Genomic DNA, 20,687 nt, shown 5'->3' on the forward strand with positions numbered 1-20,687 from the left:
TTAATATGGTGTTTTTTTCTTTTTGGTTGATAAATGATGGTGGTTTCGTCATTATGCGGCGGATTTTTATATTGAACCACGTATATTTCGTATACAAAAAGTGGTCGATGCATACACAACATTTATTAACTAAAACAAGGGTTATCTGTGAAACAAGCACTAAAACTAACAGATATTATCGCAATAGGCTTTATGCTATTTGCGTTCTTTTTGGGAGCTGGCAATATTATTTTCCCTCCTCTAGCGGGTCAGTTAGCGGGTGAAAACTTGCTACCTGCTATGTCCGGTTTCTTGCTAACAGCGGTAGGTCTGCCTCTTATTACTATCGTTGCTATTGCTGTTGCAGGAGGTACTTGGGACCATCTCACGCAAGATCTACCGAAAAAAGCGGCTGTGATTATGGCGGCGCTGATCTTCATTATCATTGGTCCTGCATTTGCGGCGCCACGTACTGGGTTAGTGGCTTACGAAATGGCGGTTAAGCCGTTCTTTATTGAAGCGACTCAGACGCACCTTACTGCGTTTTCCGTGATTTTCTTCTGTGTGGCAATGCTGTTTTCTTGGTTCCAAGGCCGTCTTATCGACCTCATTGGTAAAGTATTGACGCCGGCGCTATTCATTGGTTTGTTGATCCTTGCCGTAGCAGTATTTGTCGATCCGCAAGGCGATATGATGTCGGCGCATGGTGAGTACCTAACCCAGCCGCTAACCAAAGGCTTTTTGGAAGGTTACAACACCATGGATACTTTTGCTTCGTTGATGTTTGGCATGTTAATGGTCGATGCGCTGCGTGGCAAAGGCATTACTGAACGTTCAGCAACCACTAAGTATCTGATCTTTGCCGGCTGTATTGCTGCTGCTGGTTTGGCGTTTGTTTACATTTCACTATTTTACCTAGGCGCAACGAGTGCGACTGTTGCCGCGGGTGCGGATAATGGTGGTGTGGTGTTAAGCCAATACGTTCAAGCATTGTTTGGGCCATATGGACAAATTGTGTTGTCAGTGATTGTGCTTTTAGCCTGTTTAACCACAGCCATTGGTTTGATTTCTGCTTGTTCTGATTTCTTTGCTTCTAAAACATCGCTGTCGTACAAGCACTGGGTGCTGATCAACGGTGCAGTGTGTGCGTTGGTTGCAAACGTTGGTCTTACGCAGTTGATTGCGTTGTCTGTACCAGTATTGTTTGCACTTTACCCGGTGGCGATTGCGTTGGTTGCACTGACATTTGTGCGTAGTAAGCTACAAAACACACGTTTTGCTTATCGTGCTGTGTTGTTGGTATCACTACTGTTTGCCTTAGTCGATGCGGCGAAAGTTGCAGGTATTGATGTATCGGCATTTAACTTCCTACCATTGTTTGAATATGGCATGGGATGGGTACTACCGACTTTCGCAGCAATTGTTTGTATGTTCTTTATCTCGAAGCCTCAAGCCGAGCTTACAGAAGAAGCGGCGTAATTGCGCTGAATAGACGTGACTATCACTTGATACTCATTGAATAAAAAAGCTCGATGGCGTCATCACGTCCATCGAGCTTTTTTATTTTCTATGCTTGGTATGAGATTTACAGCGTATCGTGAAATTCAACGAGCACTTGCTCACACCATTTTTCAATACGCTCATCGCTGAGCTCATATTGAGAGTCTTCATCTAACGCTAAGCCAACAAACTGACTGCCGTCCTCGGTTAATGCTTTTGAGGCTTCGAAATTATACCCTTCATTTGGCCAGTAACCGATAAACTGGGCGCCTGTGGCTTTGAGCTCGTCATGAAGCAGTCCCATTGCATCTAAGTACCATTCGCCATACCCTTCTTGATCGCCCAGACCAAACAATGCGACGACTTTGCCTTTTAGCGGCGTTGATGAAATGTCTTGCCAAATTTCATTCCAGTCTTCTTGAATTTCGCCAAAGTCCCAAGTTGAAATACCAATGAGCAATAAATCGTAATCCGCCATTAGTGAAAGCGGGGTTTCTTTCACATTGTGAATGTCGACAAGATCTTCTCCAATCATGTTTCGAATTTTTTCTGCTGCCATTTCGGTGTAGCAGGTCGTTGAGCCGTAAAAGAGTCCTATTTTCATTGCTTATGTCATTAGTTTTTGTTGCTGTTGGGGAGGATTTTAACCTTAAATTGATGCTGAATGCAGCGAATATCGTGAGATTGCTTAACTAAGGCAATTTTTTATAGCATTCAACGGGGCGCTGCCTTACTCTCATCAAATAGTAGTAAATAGAGAAAAGGAAGCATCCATGACGGCACAACAGCCTGTCAATCAACAAGATTTTGCTTTGGTAGAGCAGTTCTTGGATACGATGTGGATGGAGCGTGGGCTGTCTGAGAACACATTGGCTTCGTATCGAAATGATTTAGTTAAATTGCTCGTGTGGATGGAGCAGCAGAGGTATCGCCTTGATTTCATCAGTTTATCGGGGCTGCAAGAGTATCAAACCTACTTGGTTGATTTAGATTATAAGCAAACCTCACGAGCTCGGATGTTGTCCGCTATTCGGCGTTTATTTCAGTACTTGCATCGAGAAAAAGTTCGCGGCGATGACCCCAGTGCTTTATTGGTCAGTCCGAAGTTGCCTCAGCGCTTGCCTAAAGACATCAGTGAAGAACAGGTCGATGCCTTGTTGGATGCTCCCGATCCGAATGACCCCGTTGAGATGCGTGATAAAGCGATGTTGGAGCTACTCTACGCGACGGGCTTACGTGTTACCGAGTTAGTAAGCCTAACGATGGAGAACATCAGTTTGCGTCAAGGCGTTGTCCGTGTAACGGGTAAAGGTGGGAAGGAACGTTTGGTGCCCATGGGAGAAAGCGCGGTAGATTGGATAGAAGCGTTTATTCAACAAGGTCGTCCCGCACTGCTTGGCGAAACCTCTTCTGACGTTGTTTTTCCGAGTAAACGGGCCAGACAAATGACGCGTCAGACGTTTTGGCATCGGATTAAATACTATGCTGTGATCGCGGGTATCGATACGGAGCAATTGTCACCACACGTTTTACGACACGCGTTTGCGACACATTTATTGAACTACGGCGCAGATCTCAGGGTCGTACAGATGCTGTTGGGTCATAGTGACTTATCGACCACGCAAATTTATACTCACGTGGCGACTGAGCGATTGAAGCAGATCCACAGTCAACACCACCCAAGAGCATAATGATAGAATTTTAAGGTGAATTTAATGAGCGTATTACGCCGACTAACTCTACTGACGTTACCCTTTTTTGTTGCCGCCTGTGGTGCAGAAGAGAGTCAGGCAAAAACGGAAACCCCAGCACCTCAGATCGCAGCTGCGGCAACACAACACTTTGACGAAGCGGAATTGAAGAGTAAATTTTCGAAGTTGGGATTGTCGGTAATTGACGTCCAGCCATCGGATGTTGCAGGTTTGGTTGAGATTCAGACCAATGGCGGTGTGTTGTTTGCTTCGAATGATGGTGATCACTTTATTGCTGGGACGCTCTATGCTCTTGATGAGAATGGCGGATATAAAGATGTTATCGCAGAGCGTCAAGCGCCTATCAATGCTGCAAAACTGGCGAAGTTTTCTGATAGCGTGATCGAATATAAAGCGGACAACGAAAAGTATGTAGTCACGGTGTTTACGGATATCACATGCGGTTACTGTGTGCGCTTACACAGCCAAATGCAGGGTTACAATGACTTAGGCATTACGGTCCGCTACATGGCTTATCCTCGCCAGGGAGTTCCAGGCCCTGTGGCTGAGCAAATGGCAACCATTTGGTGTGCGGAAGATCCTAAATCCGCAATACATAACGCGAAAGTAAACCGTACTTTCGAAAACCCAGCGAAAGATCTAGAACAGTGTAAACAAACGGTTCAACAGCATTATGACCTGGGGCGTGAGTTAGGTATCTCAGGCACTCCTGCGATTTTCTTACCGAATGGCGAGATGGTTGGCGGTTACCTACCTCCTGCAGAGTTACTCAAACGGTTACAGCAACAATAATCCTTTAAGGAGTGGGGTTGGTGATATCACCAACTCCTTTTTATCATGATAGAAATTCAACGACGTCCTGAGCCGGACTTGTCCCGTTTACCCGATTCGATACCACCCATTTTAAAGCGTATTTATATCAACCGTGGCATCACAGATATCGCGCAACTCGAGACTTCTGCTCGAGGCTTGCACTCATATCAAAAGCTTGGCGGCATTGACCAGGCGGTCACATTACTCTTCCAAGCGATTCGAGAACAAAAGCGAATTATTGTCGTTGGCGATTTTGATGCCGATGGTGCGACAAGCTCCGCTTTGTCAGTCCTCGCATTAAGAATGCTAGGCAGTTCGAATGTCGATTATTTAGTCCCCAATCGGTTTGAAGACGGTTATGGCTTAAGCCCCGAAGTGGTTGATCAAGCGTTGGAACTCGGAGCGGAGATGATAATGACCGTGGATAACGGCGTCTCCTCCATTGATGGGGTACGCTATGCCAAAGAAAATGGCATTACCGTGTTAGTCACTGATCACCACTTGCCGGGACAAGAGTTACCCGACGTGGACGCCATGGTGAACCCCAATCTAGAAAGTTGTGCTTTTCCGTCTAAAGCCTTAGCGGGCGTCGGTGTGGCGTTTTATCTTATGATGGCGTTGTGTGTCCGCATGCGTAAACACAACTGGTTTACTGAACAAGGGATGCAAGAACCAAAGCTCATGGAGCTGATTGACCTTGTCGCGTTAGGTACGGTGGCTGACGTCGTGCCTCTGGACGAGAACAATCGAATTCTGGTCCATCAAGGTTTGCAGCGTATTCGTGCGGGCAAAGCGCGACCTGGGATTCAAGCGCTGATCGAAGTGGCGAAACGTGATGCCCGACGGCTGGTTGCTTCTGACTTTGGATTTGCTCTTGGTCCTCGTATCAATGCGGCAGGTCGTCTCGATGATATGTCTTTTGGTGTCGAGTTATTGATGTGTAACAATATCCATGCTGCACGTCGTATGGCAAGTGAGCTCGATGGGTTGAATCAAACTCGAAAAGAGATTGAAGAGGGGATGAAACAAGAAGCGATGGCGTTTTGTGAACGCCTGCAGTTTGGTGAAAACAGTAACCTGCCACACGGCCTCGCGCTGTTTCAACGCGACTGGCACCAAGGTGTGATTGGTATTTTAGCTTCTCGTATCAAAGAAAAATTCCACCGTCCCGTCATCGCGTTTGCCGATGGGGGGGAAGGCACCATCAAAGGATCTTGTCGTTCCATCCCCGGTTTGCATATGCGAGATGCATTGGATTTTATTGATACGCAAAATCCTGGGTTGATCATGAAGTTTGGTGGTCACGCGATGGCGGCTGGCTTAACCATCAAAGAGCAGGATTTTGAGCGTTTTAGCCGCTTGTTTGATGATGTTGTGAAAAAAGAGTTGGATCAGGCGGCACTAAAAGGGGTAATTCTGTCTGATGGTGAGCTTAAACCAGAAGAGTTTTCCATGCATGTTGCGGAGCAGCTCCGTGCAGGTGGGCCCTTTGGTCAGGCATTCCCAGAGCCGGTTTTTGATGGTGAATTTAAAGTATTGCACCAAAAGTTGGTCGGAGAAAAACACCTTAAACTGATGTTAGAGCCGCTCTACAAAGGTCTTCCTACCAACGTCATGATTGATGGTATTGCCTTCAATATTGATTTGCGTCGCTGGCCGGATGCCTCAGTAAAAACGGTGCGTTTGGCATATAAGCTGGACATCAACGAGTTCCGTGGTAACCAATCTTTGCAATTGATGATTGATCATATCGAAGCGAAGTAAACGCTAATTTGAGCATGGCCTTGTGGGATGTCGAGGTCGTGCTTCATTCCATCGTAATCTCATTTCTCATTCGAAATTTTCCTGTATCTCTGTCACATTTTTCAGTAGAATTCCTCGGTTAAATTCTAGTCTAAAATGTTGAGTAAACATGTTTGAAATCAATCCAATTAAAAACCGTCTGCAGGACGTGTCTGAGCGCACGAATGTCCTGAGGGGGTATCTTTGACTATGACGCTAAGAAAGAGCGTCTAGAAGAAGTTAACGCAGAACTTGAACAACCGGATGTATGGAATGAGCCTGAACGCGCACAAGCGCTGGGTAAAGAGCGTGCATCTTTGGAAGCCGTCGTTGAAACGATCGACCAACTTGACCAAGGTGTAGAAGACGTTGACGGTCTTCTCGAGCTTGCGGTTGAAGAAGAAGATCAAGAAACATTTGACGAAATTGAACCAGAGCTTGTTGAGTTAGAAGAAAAACTAGCCAAGCTTGAATTCCGACGCATGTTCTCTGGTGATCACGACAGCTCCGACTGCTACATCGACTTGCAGTCTGGTTCTGGCGGTACTGAGGCACAAGACTGGACCAATATGTTATTGCGCATGTACTTACGCTGGGCAGAAGCAAAAGGCTTCAAAGCGGAAGTCATTGAAGTGTCAGAAGGCGAAGTGGCAGGTCTTAAATCTGCGACAGTCCGAATTTCTGGTGAATACGCTTACGGTTGGTTACGTACAGAAACTGGTGTCCACCGCTTAGTGCGTAAGTCGCCATTTGATTCTGGCGGCCGTCGCCATACATCATTTGCGTCTGCGTTTATCTACCCTGAAGTAGATGAAAATATTGATATCGACATTAACCCTGCGGATCTACGTATTGATGTATATCGTGCGTCAGGTGCAGGTGGTCAGCACGTCAACACTACGGAATCAGCGGTGCGTATTACTCACGTACCAACCAATACAGTGGTTCAGTGTCAAAATGACCGTTCTCAACATAAAAACAAAGATCAAGCGATGAAACAGCTTCGAGCGAAGCTATTTGAGCTTGAGTTGCAAAAACAGAATGCGGAAAAACAAGCCAATGAAGACGCGAAGTCAGACATCGGCTGGGGCAGTCAGATCCGTTCATACGTATTGGATGACTCACGCATTAAAGATCTCCGTACAGGCATTGAAAACCGTAATACCCAAGCGGTGCTCGATGGCGACCTTGATAAATTTATTGAAGCTAGCCTGAAATCAGGTCTATAACGCTTTTCACCGACAAAAACAGGATACATCGAAAATGACTGATGCTGTTCAAAACGAAACCGCACAAGAAGAGAATAAGCTGATTGCTGAACGCCGCGCTAAGTTGGATGAAATCCGAAAGAGCTGCAAAGCAAACGGCCACCCAAATGATTTCCGTCGTGATGCTCTGGCTGGCGACCTGCAAAAAGAGTTCGGTGAAAAGACCAAGGAAGAGCTAGAAGCGCTTAACCATGTGGTTGCGATCGCGGGTCGTATTATGGCGAAACGTGGTCCATTCCTTGTGATTCAAGAAACGTCTGGTCGCATTCAAGCGTACGCGGCAAAAGATGTGCAAAAAGAACTTAAAGCTAAATATCAAGGTTTAGATATTGGTGACATCATCGGTGTGAAAGGTGCACTGCATAAATCTGGCAAAGGCGATCTGTACGTCAACATGGAAGAGTACGAGTTGCTAACCAAAGCATTGCGTCCTCTACCAGAAAAATTCCACGGTCTGACTGACCAAGAGATGCGTTACCGCCAACGTTACGTTGACCTGATCGTGAATGAAGATTCTCGCCAAGCGTTTATCGTTCGCTCTAAACTGGTTTCTGCGATTCGTAACTTCATGAGCTCAAAAGGTTACTTAGAAGTAGAAACGCCAATGATGCACGTGATTCCGGGTGGTGCGACTGCGCGTCCATTCATCACGCACCACAACGCACTAGACATCGATATGTTCCTACGTGTGGCACCAGAGCTATACTTGAAACGTCTGGTTGTTGGTGGTTTTGATCGTGTATTCGAAATCAACCGTAACTTCCGTAACGAAGGTCTTTCGCCTCGTCACAACCCAGAATTCACCATGATGGAATTCTACCAAGCTTACGCTGACTACAAAGATCTGATGGATCTGACGGAAGAAATGCTCAGCACAGTCGCAATGGAAGTTTTGGGCTCTACATCCATGCCATACGGCGAGGAAACGGTTGAATTCGGTGGTACTTATGCTCGCATGAGCATGTTTGAAGCGATCAAACATTACAATCCAAACCACGAGCAAATTCAGGCATTGACTGAAGAAGATCTGCAAAACCGTGATCTTATGGTTTCTATCGCGAAGTCAGTGCATGTAGAAGTGGAATCTTTCTGGACTTGCGGCCAGTTGTTGGAAGAAATTTTTGGTGAAACCGCTGAGCCTCAGTTGATTCAACCAACATTCATCACTGGCTACCCAGCGGATATTTCTCCACTGGCACGTCGTAGCGATGATAATCCATTCTTCACTGACCGTTTTGAGTTCTTTATCGGTGGTCGTGAAGTCGCGAACGGTTTCTCTGAGCTTAACGATGCGGAAGATCAAGATGAGCGTTTTAAAGCGCAAGTAAACGCGAAAGATGCGGGTGATGATGAAGCAATGTATTACGATGCCGATTATATTACCGCTCTTGAACATGGCCTTCCGCCAACAGCGGGTCAGGGTATTGGTATCGATCGTCTTGCCATGCTGTTCACGAATACACACACGATCCGTGATGTTATCTTATTTCCAGCGATGCGTCCGCAAGCATAATTCGTGCTGAATGTTTAAAAAGCCACCTGCGGGTGGCTTTTTTTGTGTCTGTTATTTAATTTGAAATATTAAGTTGTCATTTATGCTAGACATATGAGTCATATAGTGGATTACAGGCATTATTAATTATAATAATTAGTTTAATAATAAAATCGTGGTTTATATTAGCACCATATCCTGCTTTGTTTAGTGACTTGAACAGGTCCTATCTGAGAGGTGTATCGAGTAGATATAAAAATGAGTGTTAGCAAAATCTCAATTTATTGCATAGTCTTAATGTTAAGACAGACTTGGCAAAAAGTAGTCTCGATAATGTTACTCGTCCGCAAAGTAGATTTGTGACGCGAAATTTCTATTAATAATGCATAAAGGGTTAGAAAATGGCTGGGCAGTTTAAGATGGATTCCATTCCGGGATCGCTTGTCGTCGTTGGCGGAACTTACGAACCTTGGTTATCAGTACTAGAACAAGTGGGTTGGAAGTGTCACCAAGTGGGTGATTTGCGTAAAGCCAATACTTTATTAGAAGATATTGGACCGTGTATTGGTATCGTCGATCTCAGCCAAGATGAATTCAGCTTAAATGGTTTAGCCAACTTGGTCAGCACGCATAAACATGTTCGCTGGTTGGCATTTATCCGTGAGTCTCAATTAGGCACTGACACGATTTGCCAATTCATCGTCAATTTCTGTATCGACTTTTTCACCGCGCCCATTCCGGACGCTCAGTTACTCAGCACCATTGGTCACCAGTTAGGTATGCTGAAACTCGAGAAAAAAGTTTGGCCGACATTTGGTAGTAGCTTAGATATGGGGCTAGTGGGCGAATCCATTCCGATGAAGCGCCTACGTGACCAAATTAAACGTATCGGTCCTACAGATGTCAGCATCCTGATCTCTGGTGAAAGCGGAACAGGCAAAGAGGCTGTTGCACGCTCTATACACAAAGTGTCTTCACGCTCTCATAAGCCCTTTATGTCAGTCAACTGTCGAGCTCTAAGTGAGCAACGTTTCCAAGCGGAAGTGTTTGGTGGGGAAAATTGTGCGGATTCTGGCCCTAGCATACTAGAACAAGCTGACGGTGGTACGGTACTGTTTAACGACATCCTCACCATCTCTAAAGAGCAGCAGATGAACCTGTTGAGGTTCTTGCAAGAAGGCACTCTCGAGACGAAAGATGGCTTAAAAAATGTCAATGTGCGTGTGTTAGCTGCTAATTCAGCCGATGTTGAGAAAGCCCTGATCAATGGTGACTTCAATGAGGAGTTGTACCATTACATTAATGTACTGCGTATCAACGTGCCGAGTTTGAAAGAGCGCGCTAGTGATATCGCATTGTTAGCTCGATTTTACTTATTAGAGTTTTCAAAAGAATATAACTCGCAAGCGAAAAGCTTTTCAGAAGACGCGATTAAAGCGTTAACCCGCTACTTTTGGCCTGGTAACGTGCGCGAATTGATGAACCAAATTAAGCGTGCGGTATTGATGTCAGATAGCATTATTATCGAAGATTTTCACCTAGATTTACCACAGCGTAACGAAGCAAAGAGAAGCTTAAAATCGATCCGTGAAAAAAGTGAGCGTGATGCATTGCTCGTGGTTTTAGAGTCACACTCTGGTCAGGTTTCCAATGCGGCAAAAGAGCTTGGTGTTTCTCGCGCGACCATGTACCGCCTATTGAACAAGCATAACCTAATTTCAGAACCTGCTATGTAGTGGTTTTTATATCTGAAGCAACAGCAAAAAAGGAGCGATGGTCGCTCCTTTTTTGTTTTTTAGAGTCATTTCAGGGTGATGAATTAATGGGTGTTCATGCTAGTGATGAACTAATGACAGCGTTAAACTTTGCATAATAATTATTCATTAGGCGAATGTTTTGTGTTTATTTATATATGCAACTAAGCCTTGGTGGATTGGTTTGTTTTTAACCAAAAGTTAAAAAACTGTTTGATATAAATCCTCATTTGCATACAATTTAACCATAACTCAAGGAGTTATATCACTTATTAAACGGATTAATTTTTAGCTAGGAGGCGCAAGATGAAACATTACGCAGTTAATACTCGTGCTTGCGCTGATCGAATTGTTGTCGCGACCATTCGCATGATGGCCGATAAACACACATCTGGCTCAAAACATAAAATTAATCCGTAACCTTTCTAATGTTCACTAGGCTGCGGAAAATAGCGGCTTAGTCTATACAGATATTTGTTCTCTTCGTCCTATTTTCCCAGTCAACTCTATGTCGATAACTGGGAGAAAATTATGCGTCACTCAATCTACTTAAAACTTGCAACTCTGCTTTTAAAAGCCGACCTAAAACGTGAAGAAAAAGAATGGCAGCGTAAGGTACGCCGTAGTGCTCACGATATTCCATGGGCTAACCCTCATTTACTAAGAGATATCGGTTTGGATGAAGATGGTCGCTCAATTCAAGCGAGCGTGCCGGATGCAGTCAAAATTGAACGTCGTGTTCGTCACCTTCGCCGAGCTTTAACTTCGCGAATAAGTACGTAATTGATTGCGTGTTGGGATTGAGTCATTTTCTATTGACGATTGTATTTTCGCTCAACACGCGATACAGATAAATGTGAAAGCAAAAGGCTGGCCTTGATGGCCAGCCTTTTGCGTTTACGAGCGTTTTTTACAGGCTGTGTGGGGAGAGCCATTAGGGACAAGGATTGGAGTATGTGGTCCCAATCGCTTGAATTTCAGTCAAGATCTCATCCGTTAGCTGGATATCAATACTATCGATATTGGCTTTTAACTGATCGAGATTCGTGGCGCCTATGATGTTGGAGGCAACAAACGGTCGTTGATTGACAAAAGCGAGGGCCATTTGAGCCGGATCCAAACCGTGATCTTTCGCCAAAGCCACATACGCTTCGGTTGCTTTGACACCCTGTGGTGTAAAGTAACGTGCAAAACGTTCCCATTTTGAACAGCGGGCGCCAGCTGGTTTTGCACCGTTTAAATATTTGCCACTCAAACAGCCAAACGCCATTGGTGAGTAGGCCAGTAACTGCACGCCTTCGTAGTGGCTGATTTCAGACAAGCCGACTTCGAAGCTTCGGTTTAGTAGATTATAAGGGTTTTGGATTGAGACAATACGTGGCAAATCGTGTTTTTCTGCTAGACGTAATAGAGACATGACGCCCCATGGTGTTTCGTTAGAAACACCGATGTAACGTACTTTTCCTGCTTTCACTAGATCGTTCAGCGCTTCGAGTGTCTCAATCAGAGTGACTTCTTCTTGCTTATCTGGGTAGGGATAGTTGAGTTGACCAAAGCAGTTGGTTTGACGTTGCGGCCAGTGCAATTGGTACAGGTCCACGTAATCCGTTTGTAATCTCTGTAAGCTGCTATCAATGGCGTCATGGACATGTCGGCGGTTTAAACTCATGTTCTCGCGAATATAAGGCACATTGCGTGGACCGGCGACTTTAGTCGCTAAGACTACTTTTTCACGTTTGCCTGATTTGGCTAGCCAATTACCAATGTATTGCTCAGTGAGTCCCTGTGTTTCTGCATTGGGAGGGACTGGATACATCTCTGCGGTATCGATGAAGTTGACCCCATGATCAAGGGCAAAATCAATTTGTTCAAAGGCTTCTTTTTCTGTGTTTTGTTCACCAAAAGTCATGGTGCCTAGGCAGATCTTGCTGATCTCGAGCGAGGAGTGCGGTAATTTTGTGTATTGCATTTCACGTCCTTGAGAGTTACCCGCTTAATAAGTCATTCCAATATAGGGGATTTTACGTCTAATCCGCAAATGATTTACAAATTAGATGCCCAATGACTCGAAAGCTATACACACCACAACTACACTTAAAAAATGTTTAGAAGGAGGTGCACTATGCAGAAGCATCAACTGGACATGTGGGTACATGGTCAACATAAATCCAGCTATAAGGTGCCCAAGATCTTTGTCATCGGATGTTCGGATGTCTCTGAGTATTTATTAGCGGTGGAATACAAGCATCAACTTGAACCAATCAAAGACGGTGAAGATCCTGTGCATTTTGGTTCGCTTGAATTGGTAAAAGAAGAGCTATTAAGGCTTGGGATCGATAAAGCTTATTTGAGGTTACATAACGCTTATGACGAGTGTGGCAGTGAGGGATCGGCTTCCTATTGCGACATTGAGCTCTCTTTAGTCACACATTAGTGTTTCCGGTTACCGACCCATGCGAGAGTGAGGGATCCACCGCAATAAAACTAGGCTTATTGGTTTTGCTGAGTGTTTATGTAGTGTTTTAATAGGATCTGCTCGGTAAATTGTGTTCTGAGATAAAAACCTCGGGGCAACGTTTTTATCGGCTTACCGTTTGAGCTGTACGCTTCGGTGAGCGCTTTGGAGTTTGCGGCTTTCGGACGTAAATGCAGTGCCTCTCCGGTTCTGGCAGAAATTTGATCAAACTTACCGAATACGATCAATTCCATCAGTTCTTCCCAATCATTACGCAAAATGCGATCTTCTTCTTCATCGGGCGACCAGATTAACGGGTTACCAACCCGGCGCTCCGCAAGCGGAATTTCTCGTTCGCCTTCGACCGGAACCCAGAGTACACGTGAGAGTTTATTACGTACGTGGCTCGTTTCCCATGTTAAACCATGTACGCCAGTTAACGGGGCGACACAAACAAACGTGGTTTCGAGTGGACGTCCAGAATAGCCAATCGGAATGCTTTTTAATTCGATCCCAAGTTTAGAGAAATCTTGCTGGGGTTTACTACCAGCAGGGGCACCTAAGTGCCACTCGAGCAATTGTCCGACCCAACCTTTATCTCGCTTGAGGTTATCAGGAACGATCATACTGGCTTCCTCAGCCAATTCTGCGAAGCTCAATCCAGCAATATCTTGGGCGCGTTCCATCAATTCTGTTTCTGTTTGAGGTTCTGGTTTCATAATGGCAGCATGACGATTGAAAAACTCTAGTCTAACAAATTTCGATAAAATCGCCTGTTTAAGATTGCATCGGATTGAACGAATAATGATCCATCCATAACTTATCCACAGGAGAGCGTCAATTGTCATGGATCGAACGGGATGCTGGATGAATAGACAGGGGTTAAAGTCTGTATTTAGACTTGATTTTATAGCGGTATCGTGAAGTTATACGGAATGAGTGTGGATAAATAAGGTGTTGATGGATCTTTGACCGATCTAGGTTTGGTGAAAAGATCATCAGAATTTAAAAGATCAATTATTCGATAGGTTTGTTTTAAAATCTATACTTATCATTAGTTTAGTGTGCTAATTTTCTTTTTTACTTCAACCTGTGATGAGTGCTTATAAAGCAAAATATTTTTTAACACCGAATTCTTCACAAAGTTATTCACAGAAAAGGTGAATAAATGTGGGCCATGTCTCACAGTTATGTTGATAAGGTCTTTTTCGATTAAAAGATATTCAATATTGCTGAAAAGGTAATAAATCTTGCGTATATCACATCAGTAAGTTTGCTAGTAATGGGGATATGTGGAAAAATCACGGTAATAAAAAATTATTCATAGAGGTTAGCCAGTGATAGATGGCGATGGTTACCGACTGAACGTTGGTATTGTGATATGTAATAACCATGGTCAGGTCTTCTGGGCTAAACGATACGGGCAACATTCATGGCAATTTCCACAAGGTGGAATTGATGAAGGTGAGACTCCAGAACAGGCAATGTTCCGGGAGTTGTATGAGGAAGTCGGTTTAACGAAAAAAGACGTTAAGGTCATTGCAACAAGTCGTCATTGGTTAAGATATAAGCTACCAAAACGATTGGTGCGTTGGGACTCCAAGCCTGTTTGTATCGGCCAAAAACAGAAATGGTTTCTATTGCGATTGGAGTGTGATGAATCACGTATCAACATGCAACGCGGGAAATCTCCTGAATTTGATGGTTGGCGCTGGGTGAGTTACTGGTATCCAGTAAGGCAAGTTGTTTCTTTCAAGCGCGACGTTTATCGTCGAGCAATGAAAGAGTTTGCATCTTTAGCCATGCCTTTTCGAGAAAGAAAAGCGAAAGGGAAAAGAAAAAAACAACGTAGAGGATAGTCATGCTCAGCCAGCTAAGGGAAATAGTTGAAAAAGTCTCCAGAGTCGATGATGTGCATCTGGCCTTCGATATATTGGTGAAAGAGACGTGTGCTGCCCTTCGCACTGAGTGTTGTACCATTTATCTGGCTAATGAAGAAATGCAGCGCCTTGAGTTGATGGCGACTCAAGGCCTTATTTTTGAAGGTGATAGTATTCATATCAACTTCAATGAAGGTTTGGTTGGCCTCGTTAAGCGAAGTGCTGAACCACTTAACCTAGCTGAAGCCTCTAAACACCCTGAGTTCAAATTCTTCCCTCAACTCGGTGAACAAATCTTCCACTCTTTTCTTGCCACTCCAATTATTCATCGCAAACAAGTGTTAGGTGTGTTGGTCATCCAACAAAAAACACCGCGTTTGTTCAGTGAGATGGAAGAGTCATTTTTAGTGACCTTGTCGGCACAGCTCGCAGTATTAATTGCTCATGCCCAAAATCTTGGTCATTGGCAACTAACCTCGAAGCCGACAAAGATTAAAGGTGTGCCTGCCTCAACCGGTGTTGCGATAGGAGAGCTTTGGTTTGATGATACGCAGCCGAGTTTGTCAGACGTCTTTCCCGCCTCCACGCTAGACAAAGATCGAGAACATGAGCTTCTGTTGGTTGCCATCGAGCGAGCACTGAATGACTTTCGTCGAATGCGTAAGAAGCTAGATAGTGAAATCAACAAAGATGCGTTGGCGATTTTTGATTTGTTTACCCACTTGCTTAACGACCCGATGTTGCGCGGTGATCTTAAGAAACAAATCGAGAAAGGAGACCGAGCTGATTGGGCATTGCGTCAGGTTGTTGAATCCTATTCGAATCGGTTTGCTCGAATGTCAGACGTGTACATGCGTGAGCGCGCGCAAGACGTCAGAGAATTAGGTCAACGTTTGCTTTACTTCCTGCAGAACAGCGAACAAGAACAGTCTTCTATTGATCGTCCAGTCATCCTTGTGGCCAATGAGCTCACTGCTACGCTACTCGGTTCTGTTCCAAAAGAGTATTTGTTAGCGGTGATTTCTTTGGAAGGGGGGGCGAATTCCCATGCTGCTATCTTATCACGCGCGCTAGGTGTACCAGCGATCATGGGTGCGAACATCAATACCGAGCTGATCAACGGTAAGCAAGGGATTGTTGATGGCTACACTGGGGAAATTTTTCTCGAACCAAACCGCCAGCTACTGCGTGAATATCGCAGTTTAGTGAGTGAAGAGTCTGAGTTGACCGCGATGGTGAACAAAGATCTCACCTTGCCAGCGATGACACAAGACAATCATCATGTTGAAGTCATGCTCAATGCAGGACTCAGTGCAGACAGTAATATTGCGGTTAATGCCGGGGTAGATGGAGTGGGGCTGTATCGCACTGAAATCGCATTTTTACTTCAGCATCACTTTCCATCCGAAGATGAACAGTACCATCAATATCGTTCGATACTGAAAGGTTATTCGAATCAACGAGTTGTTATGCGTACTTTGGATATTGGTGGCGACAAACCTTTGCCGTATTTGCCGATTGAAGAAGATAATCCCTTTCTAGGTTGGCGAGGCATTCGCTTTACCCTCGATCATCCGGATATCTTCCTGATTCAACTGCGCGCGATGTTACGGGCAAGTGCTGATAGTGGCAACTTGAGTATTTTGCTGCCTATGGTCTCTGGCGTGAAAGAGTTAGATGATGCGCTTGAGCTTATTCAGCAAGCGTACAGTGAGGCTGTGCTGCTCGATGAGCGTATTAAGAAGCCTAGCGTTGGGGTAATGATTGAAGTGCCCTCTATGGTGTACTTGTTGCCTCTGGTTGCACAGCGAGTCGATTTTGTTTCCGTTGGGACTAACGATTTAACTCAGTATTTATTAGCAGTAGACCGGAACAATTCTCGTGTATCTGATGTCTATGAATCTATGCACCCGGCAGTATTGTTGGCACTCAAACAGATTCATGACGTTTGTCAGCAGCATCAGTTGCCAGTGTGTGTCTGTGGTGAGCTTGCGGGTGATCCATTCGGCGCGCTTTTGCTCTTAGGGTTAGGGTATACCAGCTTGAGTATGAATACCTCGAACGTGGCGAAAGTAAAGTATTTAATTCGCCACAGCCAGCAACAAGAATTAGAGAAACTAGTGGAACGAGCTATGACCCTTTCCTATGGACAAGATATTCATCAAATGATGAACGATTACTTCATTCAGCAAGGTTTTGCTGGTTTTGTACGAGCGGGTAAGAAGTAGATCACAGTGACCATTTCTTTGTTTTTGTTATTGTTGGCGCTGGGCGCATTTGTCGGTGTGATGGCAGGCTTGCTCGGTATCGGTGGTGGGCTGATTGTTGTTCCCGCGTTATTGTACCTTCTCCCTCTTGCGGGAATTTCTCCTGAATTGAGTATGCATATGGCGCTGGCGACTTCGTTAGCCAGCATTATTGTCACATCGGCCTCTTCCACTTTAAATCACCTTAAGTTGGGTAACGTTGATGTGTTTGTAGTTAAGTGGTTAATGCCAGGAGTCGTCGTTGGTGGTTTTTTGGGGGCGAGTTTGGCAGAGTGGATTCCGACTCACTATTTACCCAAAATATTTGGCGTGATTGTGTTGTGCCTTGCAATCCAAATGTTACGTTCAATTAAAATCACAAGTGGTAAACCGATGCCAACTAGTGCCGTTACGATGTGCTACGGTGCAGGCATTGGTATTGTATCAAGCCTTGCAGGTATCGGTGGCGGATCGCTTTCGGTGCCTTTTTTGAATAAGCACGGTGTTGAGATGCGTAAAGCGGTAGGTTCCTCTTCTGTATGTGGTTGTGTCATTGCGATTGCAGGAATGATCGGCTTTGTTTTACACGGCGTCAATATTGAAAATTTACCTGCATACAGTCTCGGTTATGTATACCTTCCCGCATTGCTTGCGATTGCAATGACGTCTATGTTGACGACTAAAGTTGGGGCCAAGTTAGCCACGACACTTCCTACCGCAATGCTAAAGAAAATATTCGCGGTATTTTTAATGTTTGTTGCAGCAACCATGCTGCTGTAAAGTTCCTCCATTTTTTGTGATAAGAAGAGAATTGTTTATGTCTCAGGGATTCATTGAATTTCCTAATATTGACCCCGTGTTGATCTCTATAGGGCCTGTCTCTATCCGCTGGTACGGTTTAATGTACCTCGTTGGTTTTATGTTTGCTTTGTGGCTAGCTAATCGCCGCGCGGATAAACCGGGCAGTGGCTGGACGCGAGAGCAAGTCTCCGATTTGCTGTTTGCCGGTTTTCTTGGTGTGGTGATCGGTGGTCGGATTGGCTACGTGATTTTCTATAACTTTGATATGTTCTTAGAAGATCCACTTTATCTCTTTAAAGTTTGGACTGGAGGGATGTCATTCCATGGTGGTTTACTTGGTGTGATTACCGCGATGTTTTGGTATGCACGTAAAAACGGTCGTACCTTCTTTGGTGTTGCTGATTTTATTGCGCCGCTCGTGCCTTTCGGGTTAGGTATGGGGCGTATGGGTAACTTCATGAACAGTGAGCTTTGGGGACGCGTTACTGATGTGCCTTGGGCGATTGTATTTCCAAACGGGGGGCCACTACCTCGTCATCCATCTCAATTGTATGAGATGGCACTGGAAGGGATCGTGTTGTTCTTCATCTTAAATTGGTTCATTAAGAAACCGCGCCCATTGGGTTCTGTTTCCGGGTTATTTTTAGCCGGGTATGGTACATTCCGCTTTTTAGTCGAGTTCGTGCGTGAGCCGGATGCTCAGCTTGGTCTATTTGGTGGTTTCATCTCGATGGGGCAAATCCTATCAACACCAATGATCGTGTTGGGTGTTCTCATGATGGTGTGGGCGTACAAGCGTGGTCACTATAAAGACGAATTACCACAGAAAGCAAAGTAAGGTATTGGTGTGAAACAGTATTTAGATTTGTGTCAGCGCATCGTTGACCAAGGTATTTGGGTTGAAAATGAGCGTACTGGTAAGCGTTGTCTTACTGTCATCAATGCCGATTTAACCTACGATGTTGCAAGTAACCAATTCCCTTTGGTAACCACTCGCAAGAGCTTTTGGAAAGCGGCAGTTGCAGAGCTGCTAGGCTACATTCGTGGTTATGATAACGCGGAAGATTTTCGCAAGTTAGGCACTAAAACTTGGGATGCGAATGCCAACTTGAACGAAGCTTGGTTAAACAATCCTTATCGTAAAGGCGAAGACGATATGGGACGTGTCTACGGCGTTCAGGGGCGTGCATGGGCGAAGCCTGACGGCGGTCACATCGACCAACTACGTAAGATCGTAGATGACTTAACACGTGGCATTGATGACCGTGGCGAGATACTTAACTTCTACAACCCAGGTGAGTTTCATATGGGATGTTTGCGCCCATGTATGTACAGTCACCACTTCTCATTACTCGGTGATACTTTGTATCTCAATAGCACTCAGCGTTCATGTGATGTGCCGTTAGGCCTCAACTTTAATATGGTGCAAGTCTATGTATTCTTGGCTATTATGGCGCAAATTACCGGTAAGAAACCGGGGCAGGCTTTTCACAAGATTGTGAATGCACACATTTATGAGGATCAACTTGAATTGATGCGTGATGTGCAGCTTAAGCGTGAACCATTACAGGCACCAACGTTCCACATTAACCCAGAGGTTAAATCACTAGAAGATTTGGAAACGTGGGTAACATTGGATGACTTCTGGGTCGAAGGTTATGAACATCATGACCCTATTCGATACCCGTTCTCAGTGTAGCCTGGGTTTGTGTAGCCAGGGTTTGATGCCATGATAAAAAAGCTCCGAATGGAGCTTTTTTATAGGCTTTACTTAAGCGCACTGACAATATAACGATGTATTGGGTCAGTTTGTTGTGATTTAGTTAGAGCTGGGCTGATTAAAGTAGGTCGAGAAAATATCCCTTTGTTCACCAGAGAACGAATCTGCTCAAAGTATTTAAGCTCTGTTTTTCCACACAACAATAAATAGAAATCCTCTCCTAACTGATCATAAGCATTCAGCACCTCTCGGAAACCGCGTAAATACAAGTAATCCTTCGTTAGGCCGCCACCTCGGTATACGCGTGAGGTGATAGTGAAAGCTTGAGTGTCAGAGGCGTGATATTGTTCCTTCAATAGCCTGAAGGTTTGGCGAAAATCCCGTTCTTTAATCATCGATTCAACGGCAAGTACACGTAGTGCCAGCGTCCGTAGTCGCTTGATGCTGAAATGTCCCGAAAGGTATTCACACAAAATTGCTAAGCCTTCCTGTGTGTTGGTGTTCGCAGGGCAGCCTAAACTTAATACGTTGAGCGGTTGTCGACGACCATTTAAGGTAGTCAGTAGGTGTACTCCCATTTCATGGTTAGCGAGTGCTTCCAGTTCATTTGTAGTGACATGAGCGGCGCTATTTATTTTTACCCGTACGCCTGAGACGAGGGCATTGGCGAGCATCCCATCAAGTACTTGTATTTCACATTCGTAACCATGTTTCTCCGCGAAATGCCCCATGAATCGCGCAATAGATTGACTGTCGTGCACTGGCTTACTTTCTTCTTCTGTCGGTAAGTGCAAAATGAAATGCGCATTGGCAATATCTTTGGCGCTTGGTTCTCCGTAGTAACGCAATGAGTTATAAAGAAAATCTTGGGTGCCGATGGTGTCTACTTGATCGAGCTTGTCTGCATAAGATTGGATCACGTCTACGTAGAGCTTTTGCAGTTGTGTATCCTTGATATCTTCCAAAGGTAGTTCATATAAACGACGTTTTGACTGATGGGTATCAAGTGGTGTCTTTTGATACTGAAAGTCGGGCTCTTGTGAATACTTATTGTTAATGAACCGTTCTCGTTCATGCCCGTAATTCAGCGGGTTTACACTACTAAGAATATCTATCTCGCTAACCAATTGGGTTAGGTTTGCATCTATTGCTAATAGTCGGTTGGAAATCGGTTCGTGAGCGTGAGCCATGATGTTTAACTCCATGTGAAGGGCATACCAACCAGAATGGATATTTTCTTAAGGTGTATGGCTCAAATTATCACCGAGCGTATATTTTGAACAAC

Annotated in this window: 18 protein-coding genes; 14 read left to right on the plus strand and 4 right to left on the minus strand. The window is 44.7% G+C overall.

All coding sequences use genetic code 11. The features are described 5' to 3' along the window. Nucleotides 1–147: 147 nt before the first annotated feature. The gene (gene brnQ / locus ONE56_RS02230) at nucleotides 148–1,458 is read left to right on the plus strand and encodes a branched-chain amino acid transport system II carrier protein (RefSeq protein ID WP_423840183.1); all 1,311 of its coding nucleotides are present in this window, start codon (nucleotides 148–150) and stop codon (nucleotides 1,456–1,458) included. A gap of 106 nt (nucleotides 1,459–1,564) precedes the next feature. Here the strand turns inward: brnQ and fldB are convergent, their stop codons facing one another. After that, nucleotides 1,565–2,083, minus strand: a complete 519-nt coding sequence (gene fldB, locus ONE56_RS02235; RefSeq protein ID WP_041156961.1) for a flavodoxin FldB — start codon at nucleotides 2,081–2,083, stop codon at nucleotides 1,565–1,567. A 169-nt stretch (nucleotides 2,084–2,252) separates the two neighbouring features. Between fldB and xerD the strand changes: the two genes are divergently transcribed. From xerD to ONE56_RS02270, 7 genes are all read left to right on the plus strand, one after another. Continuing rightward, nucleotides 2,253–3,170: a site-specific tyrosine recombinase XerD gene (gene xerD / locus ONE56_RS02240; RefSeq protein WP_041156962.1), complete on the plus strand. Its 918-nt coding sequence runs from the start codon at nucleotides 2,253–2,255 to the stop codon at nucleotides 3,168–3,170. A gap of 24 nt (nucleotides 3,171–3,194) precedes the next feature. Beyond that, entirely contained in the window at nucleotides 3,195–3,983 is a 789-nt protein-coding gene (dsbC, locus tag ONE56_RS02245; RefSeq protein WP_331438079.1) for a bifunctional protein-disulfide isomerase/oxidoreductase DsbC, read from the plus strand. A 45-nt stretch (nucleotides 3,984–4,028) separates the two neighbouring features. Continuing rightward, the gene (gene recJ, locus ONE56_RS02250; protein WP_423840184.1) at nucleotides 4,029–5,768 is read left to right on the plus strand and encodes a single-stranded-DNA-specific exonuclease RecJ; all 1,740 of its coding nucleotides are present in this window, start codon (nucleotides 4,029–4,031) and stop codon (nucleotides 5,766–5,768) included. A 148-nt stretch (nucleotides 5,769–5,916) separates the two neighbouring features. Continuing rightward, nucleotides 5,917–7,015, plus strand: a protein-coding gene (prfB, locus tag ONE56_RS02255) for a peptide chain release factor 2 (RefSeq protein ID WP_128814729.1) whose coding sequence is annotated in 2 segments (ribosomal slippage) — nucleotides 5,917–5,991 and nucleotides 5,993–7,015 — 1,098 coding nt in all. Because the reading frame shifts where the segments join, the coding sequence is not laid out codon by codon here. Nucleotides 7,016–7,049: 34 nt separating this feature from the next. Beyond that, complete coding sequence (lysS, locus tag ONE56_RS02260) at nucleotides 7,050–8,567, plus strand: lysine--tRNA ligase (protein WP_041156965.1); 1,518 nt, start codon at nucleotides 7,050–7,052, stop codon at nucleotides 8,565–8,567. Nucleotides 8,568–8,947: 380 nt separating this feature from the next. Further along, a complete protein-coding gene (vpsR, locus tag ONE56_RS02265) occupies nucleotides 8,948–10,282 on the plus strand; it encodes a cyclic-di-GMP-binding transcriptional regulator VpsR (protein ID WP_041156966.1) in 1,335 nt (444 codons plus the stop codon). Nucleotides 10,283–10,831: 549 nt separating this feature from the next. Then, on the plus strand, nucleotides 10,832–11,083 hold the full coding sequence (locus ONE56_RS02270) for a DUF1127 domain-containing protein (protein ID WP_423840185.1): 252 nt from the start codon (nucleotides 10,832–10,834) through the stop codon (nucleotides 11,081–11,083). 151 nt (nucleotides 11,084–11,234) lie between these two features. On the opposite strand, the gene ONE56_RS02275 is transcribed toward ONE56_RS02270, so the two are convergent. Then, nucleotides 11,235–12,269: an NADP(H)-dependent aldo-keto reductase gene (locus ONE56_RS02275; RefSeq protein ID WP_041156968.1), complete on the minus strand. Its 1,035-nt coding sequence runs from the start codon at nucleotides 12,267–12,269 to the stop codon at nucleotides 11,235–11,237. Nucleotides 12,270–12,422: 153 nt separating this feature from the next. Between ONE56_RS02275 and ONE56_RS02280 the strand changes: the two genes are divergently transcribed. Continuing rightward, entirely contained in the window at nucleotides 12,423–12,734 is a 312-nt protein-coding gene (locus ONE56_RS02280) for a DUF6482 family protein (RefSeq protein WP_041156969.1), read from the plus strand. Nucleotides 12,735–12,790: 56 nt separating this feature from the next. Here the strand turns inward: ONE56_RS02280 and mutH are convergent, their stop codons facing one another. Beyond that, nucleotides 12,791–13,474, minus strand: a complete 684-nt coding sequence (gene mutH, locus ONE56_RS02285) for a DNA mismatch repair endonuclease MutH (protein ID WP_415679440.1) — start codon at nucleotides 13,472–13,474, stop codon at nucleotides 12,791–12,793. A gap of 618 nt (nucleotides 13,475–14,092) precedes the next feature. Here mutH and rppH point away from each other — a divergent pair. Genes rppH through ONE56_RS02310 form a run of 5 tightly spaced genes read left to right on the plus strand, consistent with a single transcriptional unit; the run spans nucleotide 14,093 to nucleotide 19,381 of the window. Then, nucleotides 14,093–14,614, plus strand: coding sequence for an RNA pyrophosphohydrolase (gene rppH, locus ONE56_RS02290; RefSeq protein ID WP_041156970.1), 522 nt, complete (start codon nucleotides 14,093–14,095; stop codon nucleotides 14,612–14,614). Nucleotides 14,615–14,616: 2 nt separating this feature from the next. Then, complete coding sequence (ptsP, locus tag ONE56_RS02295) at nucleotides 14,617–16,863, plus strand: phosphoenolpyruvate--protein phosphotransferase (RefSeq protein WP_331438075.1); 2,247 nt, start codon at nucleotides 14,617–14,619, stop codon at nucleotides 16,861–16,863. Between the two features lie 6 nt (nucleotides 16,864–16,869). Continuing rightward, entirely contained in the window at nucleotides 16,870–17,661 is a 792-nt protein-coding gene (locus tag ONE56_RS02300; RefSeq protein ID WP_331438074.1) for a sulfite exporter TauE/SafE family protein, read from the plus strand. 37 nt (nucleotides 17,662–17,698) lie between these two features. Then, nucleotides 17,699–18,520, plus strand: coding sequence for a prolipoprotein diacylglyceryl transferase (gene lgt / locus ONE56_RS02305; protein WP_041156973.1), 822 nt, complete (start codon nucleotides 17,699–17,701; stop codon nucleotides 18,518–18,520). A gap of 9 nt (nucleotides 18,521–18,529) precedes the next feature. After that, nucleotides 18,530–19,381, plus strand: coding sequence for a thymidylate synthase (locus ONE56_RS02310; RefSeq protein WP_331438073.1), 852 nt, complete (start codon nucleotides 18,530–18,532; stop codon nucleotides 19,379–19,381). A gap of 68 nt (nucleotides 19,382–19,449) precedes the next feature. On the opposite strand, the gene ONE56_RS02315 is transcribed toward ONE56_RS02310, so the two are convergent. Next, nucleotides 19,450–20,607: a flavohemoglobin expression-modulating QEGLA motif protein gene (locus tag ONE56_RS02315; protein ID WP_423840186.1), complete on the minus strand. Its 1,158-nt coding sequence runs from the start codon at nucleotides 20,605–20,607 to the stop codon at nucleotides 19,450–19,452. Nucleotides 20,608–20,687: the final 80 nt, after the last annotated feature.

This window comes from Vibrio mytili, from assembly GCF_049563345.1.
Lineage (GTDB): Bacteria > Pseudomonadota > Gammaproteobacteria > Enterobacterales > Vibrionaceae > Vibrio > Vibrio mytili.

Bases quoted from the DNA above. Each gene is read 5' to 3' on its own strand.
- fldB (WP_041156961.1), bottom strand. From the start codon at position 2,083: ATGAAAATAGGACTCTTTTACGGCTCAACGACCTGCTACACCGAAATG.
- xerD (WP_041156962.1), top strand. From the start codon at position 2,253: ATGACGGCACAACAGCCTGTCAATCAACAAGATTTTGCTTTGGTAGAG.
- dsbC (WP_331438079.1), top strand. From the start codon at position 3,195: ATGAGCGTATTACGCCGACTAACTCTACTGACGTTACCCTTTTTTGTT.
- recJ (WP_423840184.1), top strand. From the start codon at position 4,029: ATGATAGAAATTCAACGACGTCCTGAGCCGGACTTGTCCCGTTTACCC.
- lysS (WP_041156965.1), top strand. From the start codon at position 7,050: ATGACTGATGCTGTTCAAAACGAAACCGCACAAGAAGAGAATAAGCTG.
- vpsR (WP_041156966.1), top strand. From the start codon at position 8,948: ATGGCTGGGCAGTTTAAGATGGATTCCATTCCGGGATCGCTTGTCGTC.
- ONE56_RS02270 (WP_423840185.1), top strand. From the start codon at position 10,832: ATGCGTCACTCAATCTACTTAAAACTTGCAACTCTGCTTTTAAAAGCC.
- ONE56_RS02275 (WP_041156968.1), bottom strand. From the start codon at position 12,269: ATGCAATACACAAAATTACCGCACTCCTCGCTCGAGATCAGCAAGATC.
- ONE56_RS02280 (WP_041156969.1), top strand. From the start codon at position 12,423: ATGCAGAAGCATCAACTGGACATGTGGGTACATGGTCAACATAAATCC.
- mutH (WP_415679440.1), bottom strand. From the start codon at position 13,474: ATGAAACCAGAACCTCAAACAGAAACAGAATTGATGGAACGCGCCCAA.
- ptsP (WP_331438075.1), top strand. From the start codon at position 14,617: ATGCTCAGCCAGCTAAGGGAAATAGTTGAAAAAGTCTCCAGAGTCGAT.
- lgt (WP_041156973.1), top strand. From the start codon at position 17,699: ATGTCTCAGGGATTCATTGAATTTCCTAATATTGACCCCGTGTTGATC.
- ONE56_RS02315 (WP_423840186.1), bottom strand. From the start codon at position 20,607: ATGGAGTTAAACATCATGGCTCACGCTCACGAACCGATTTCCAACCGA.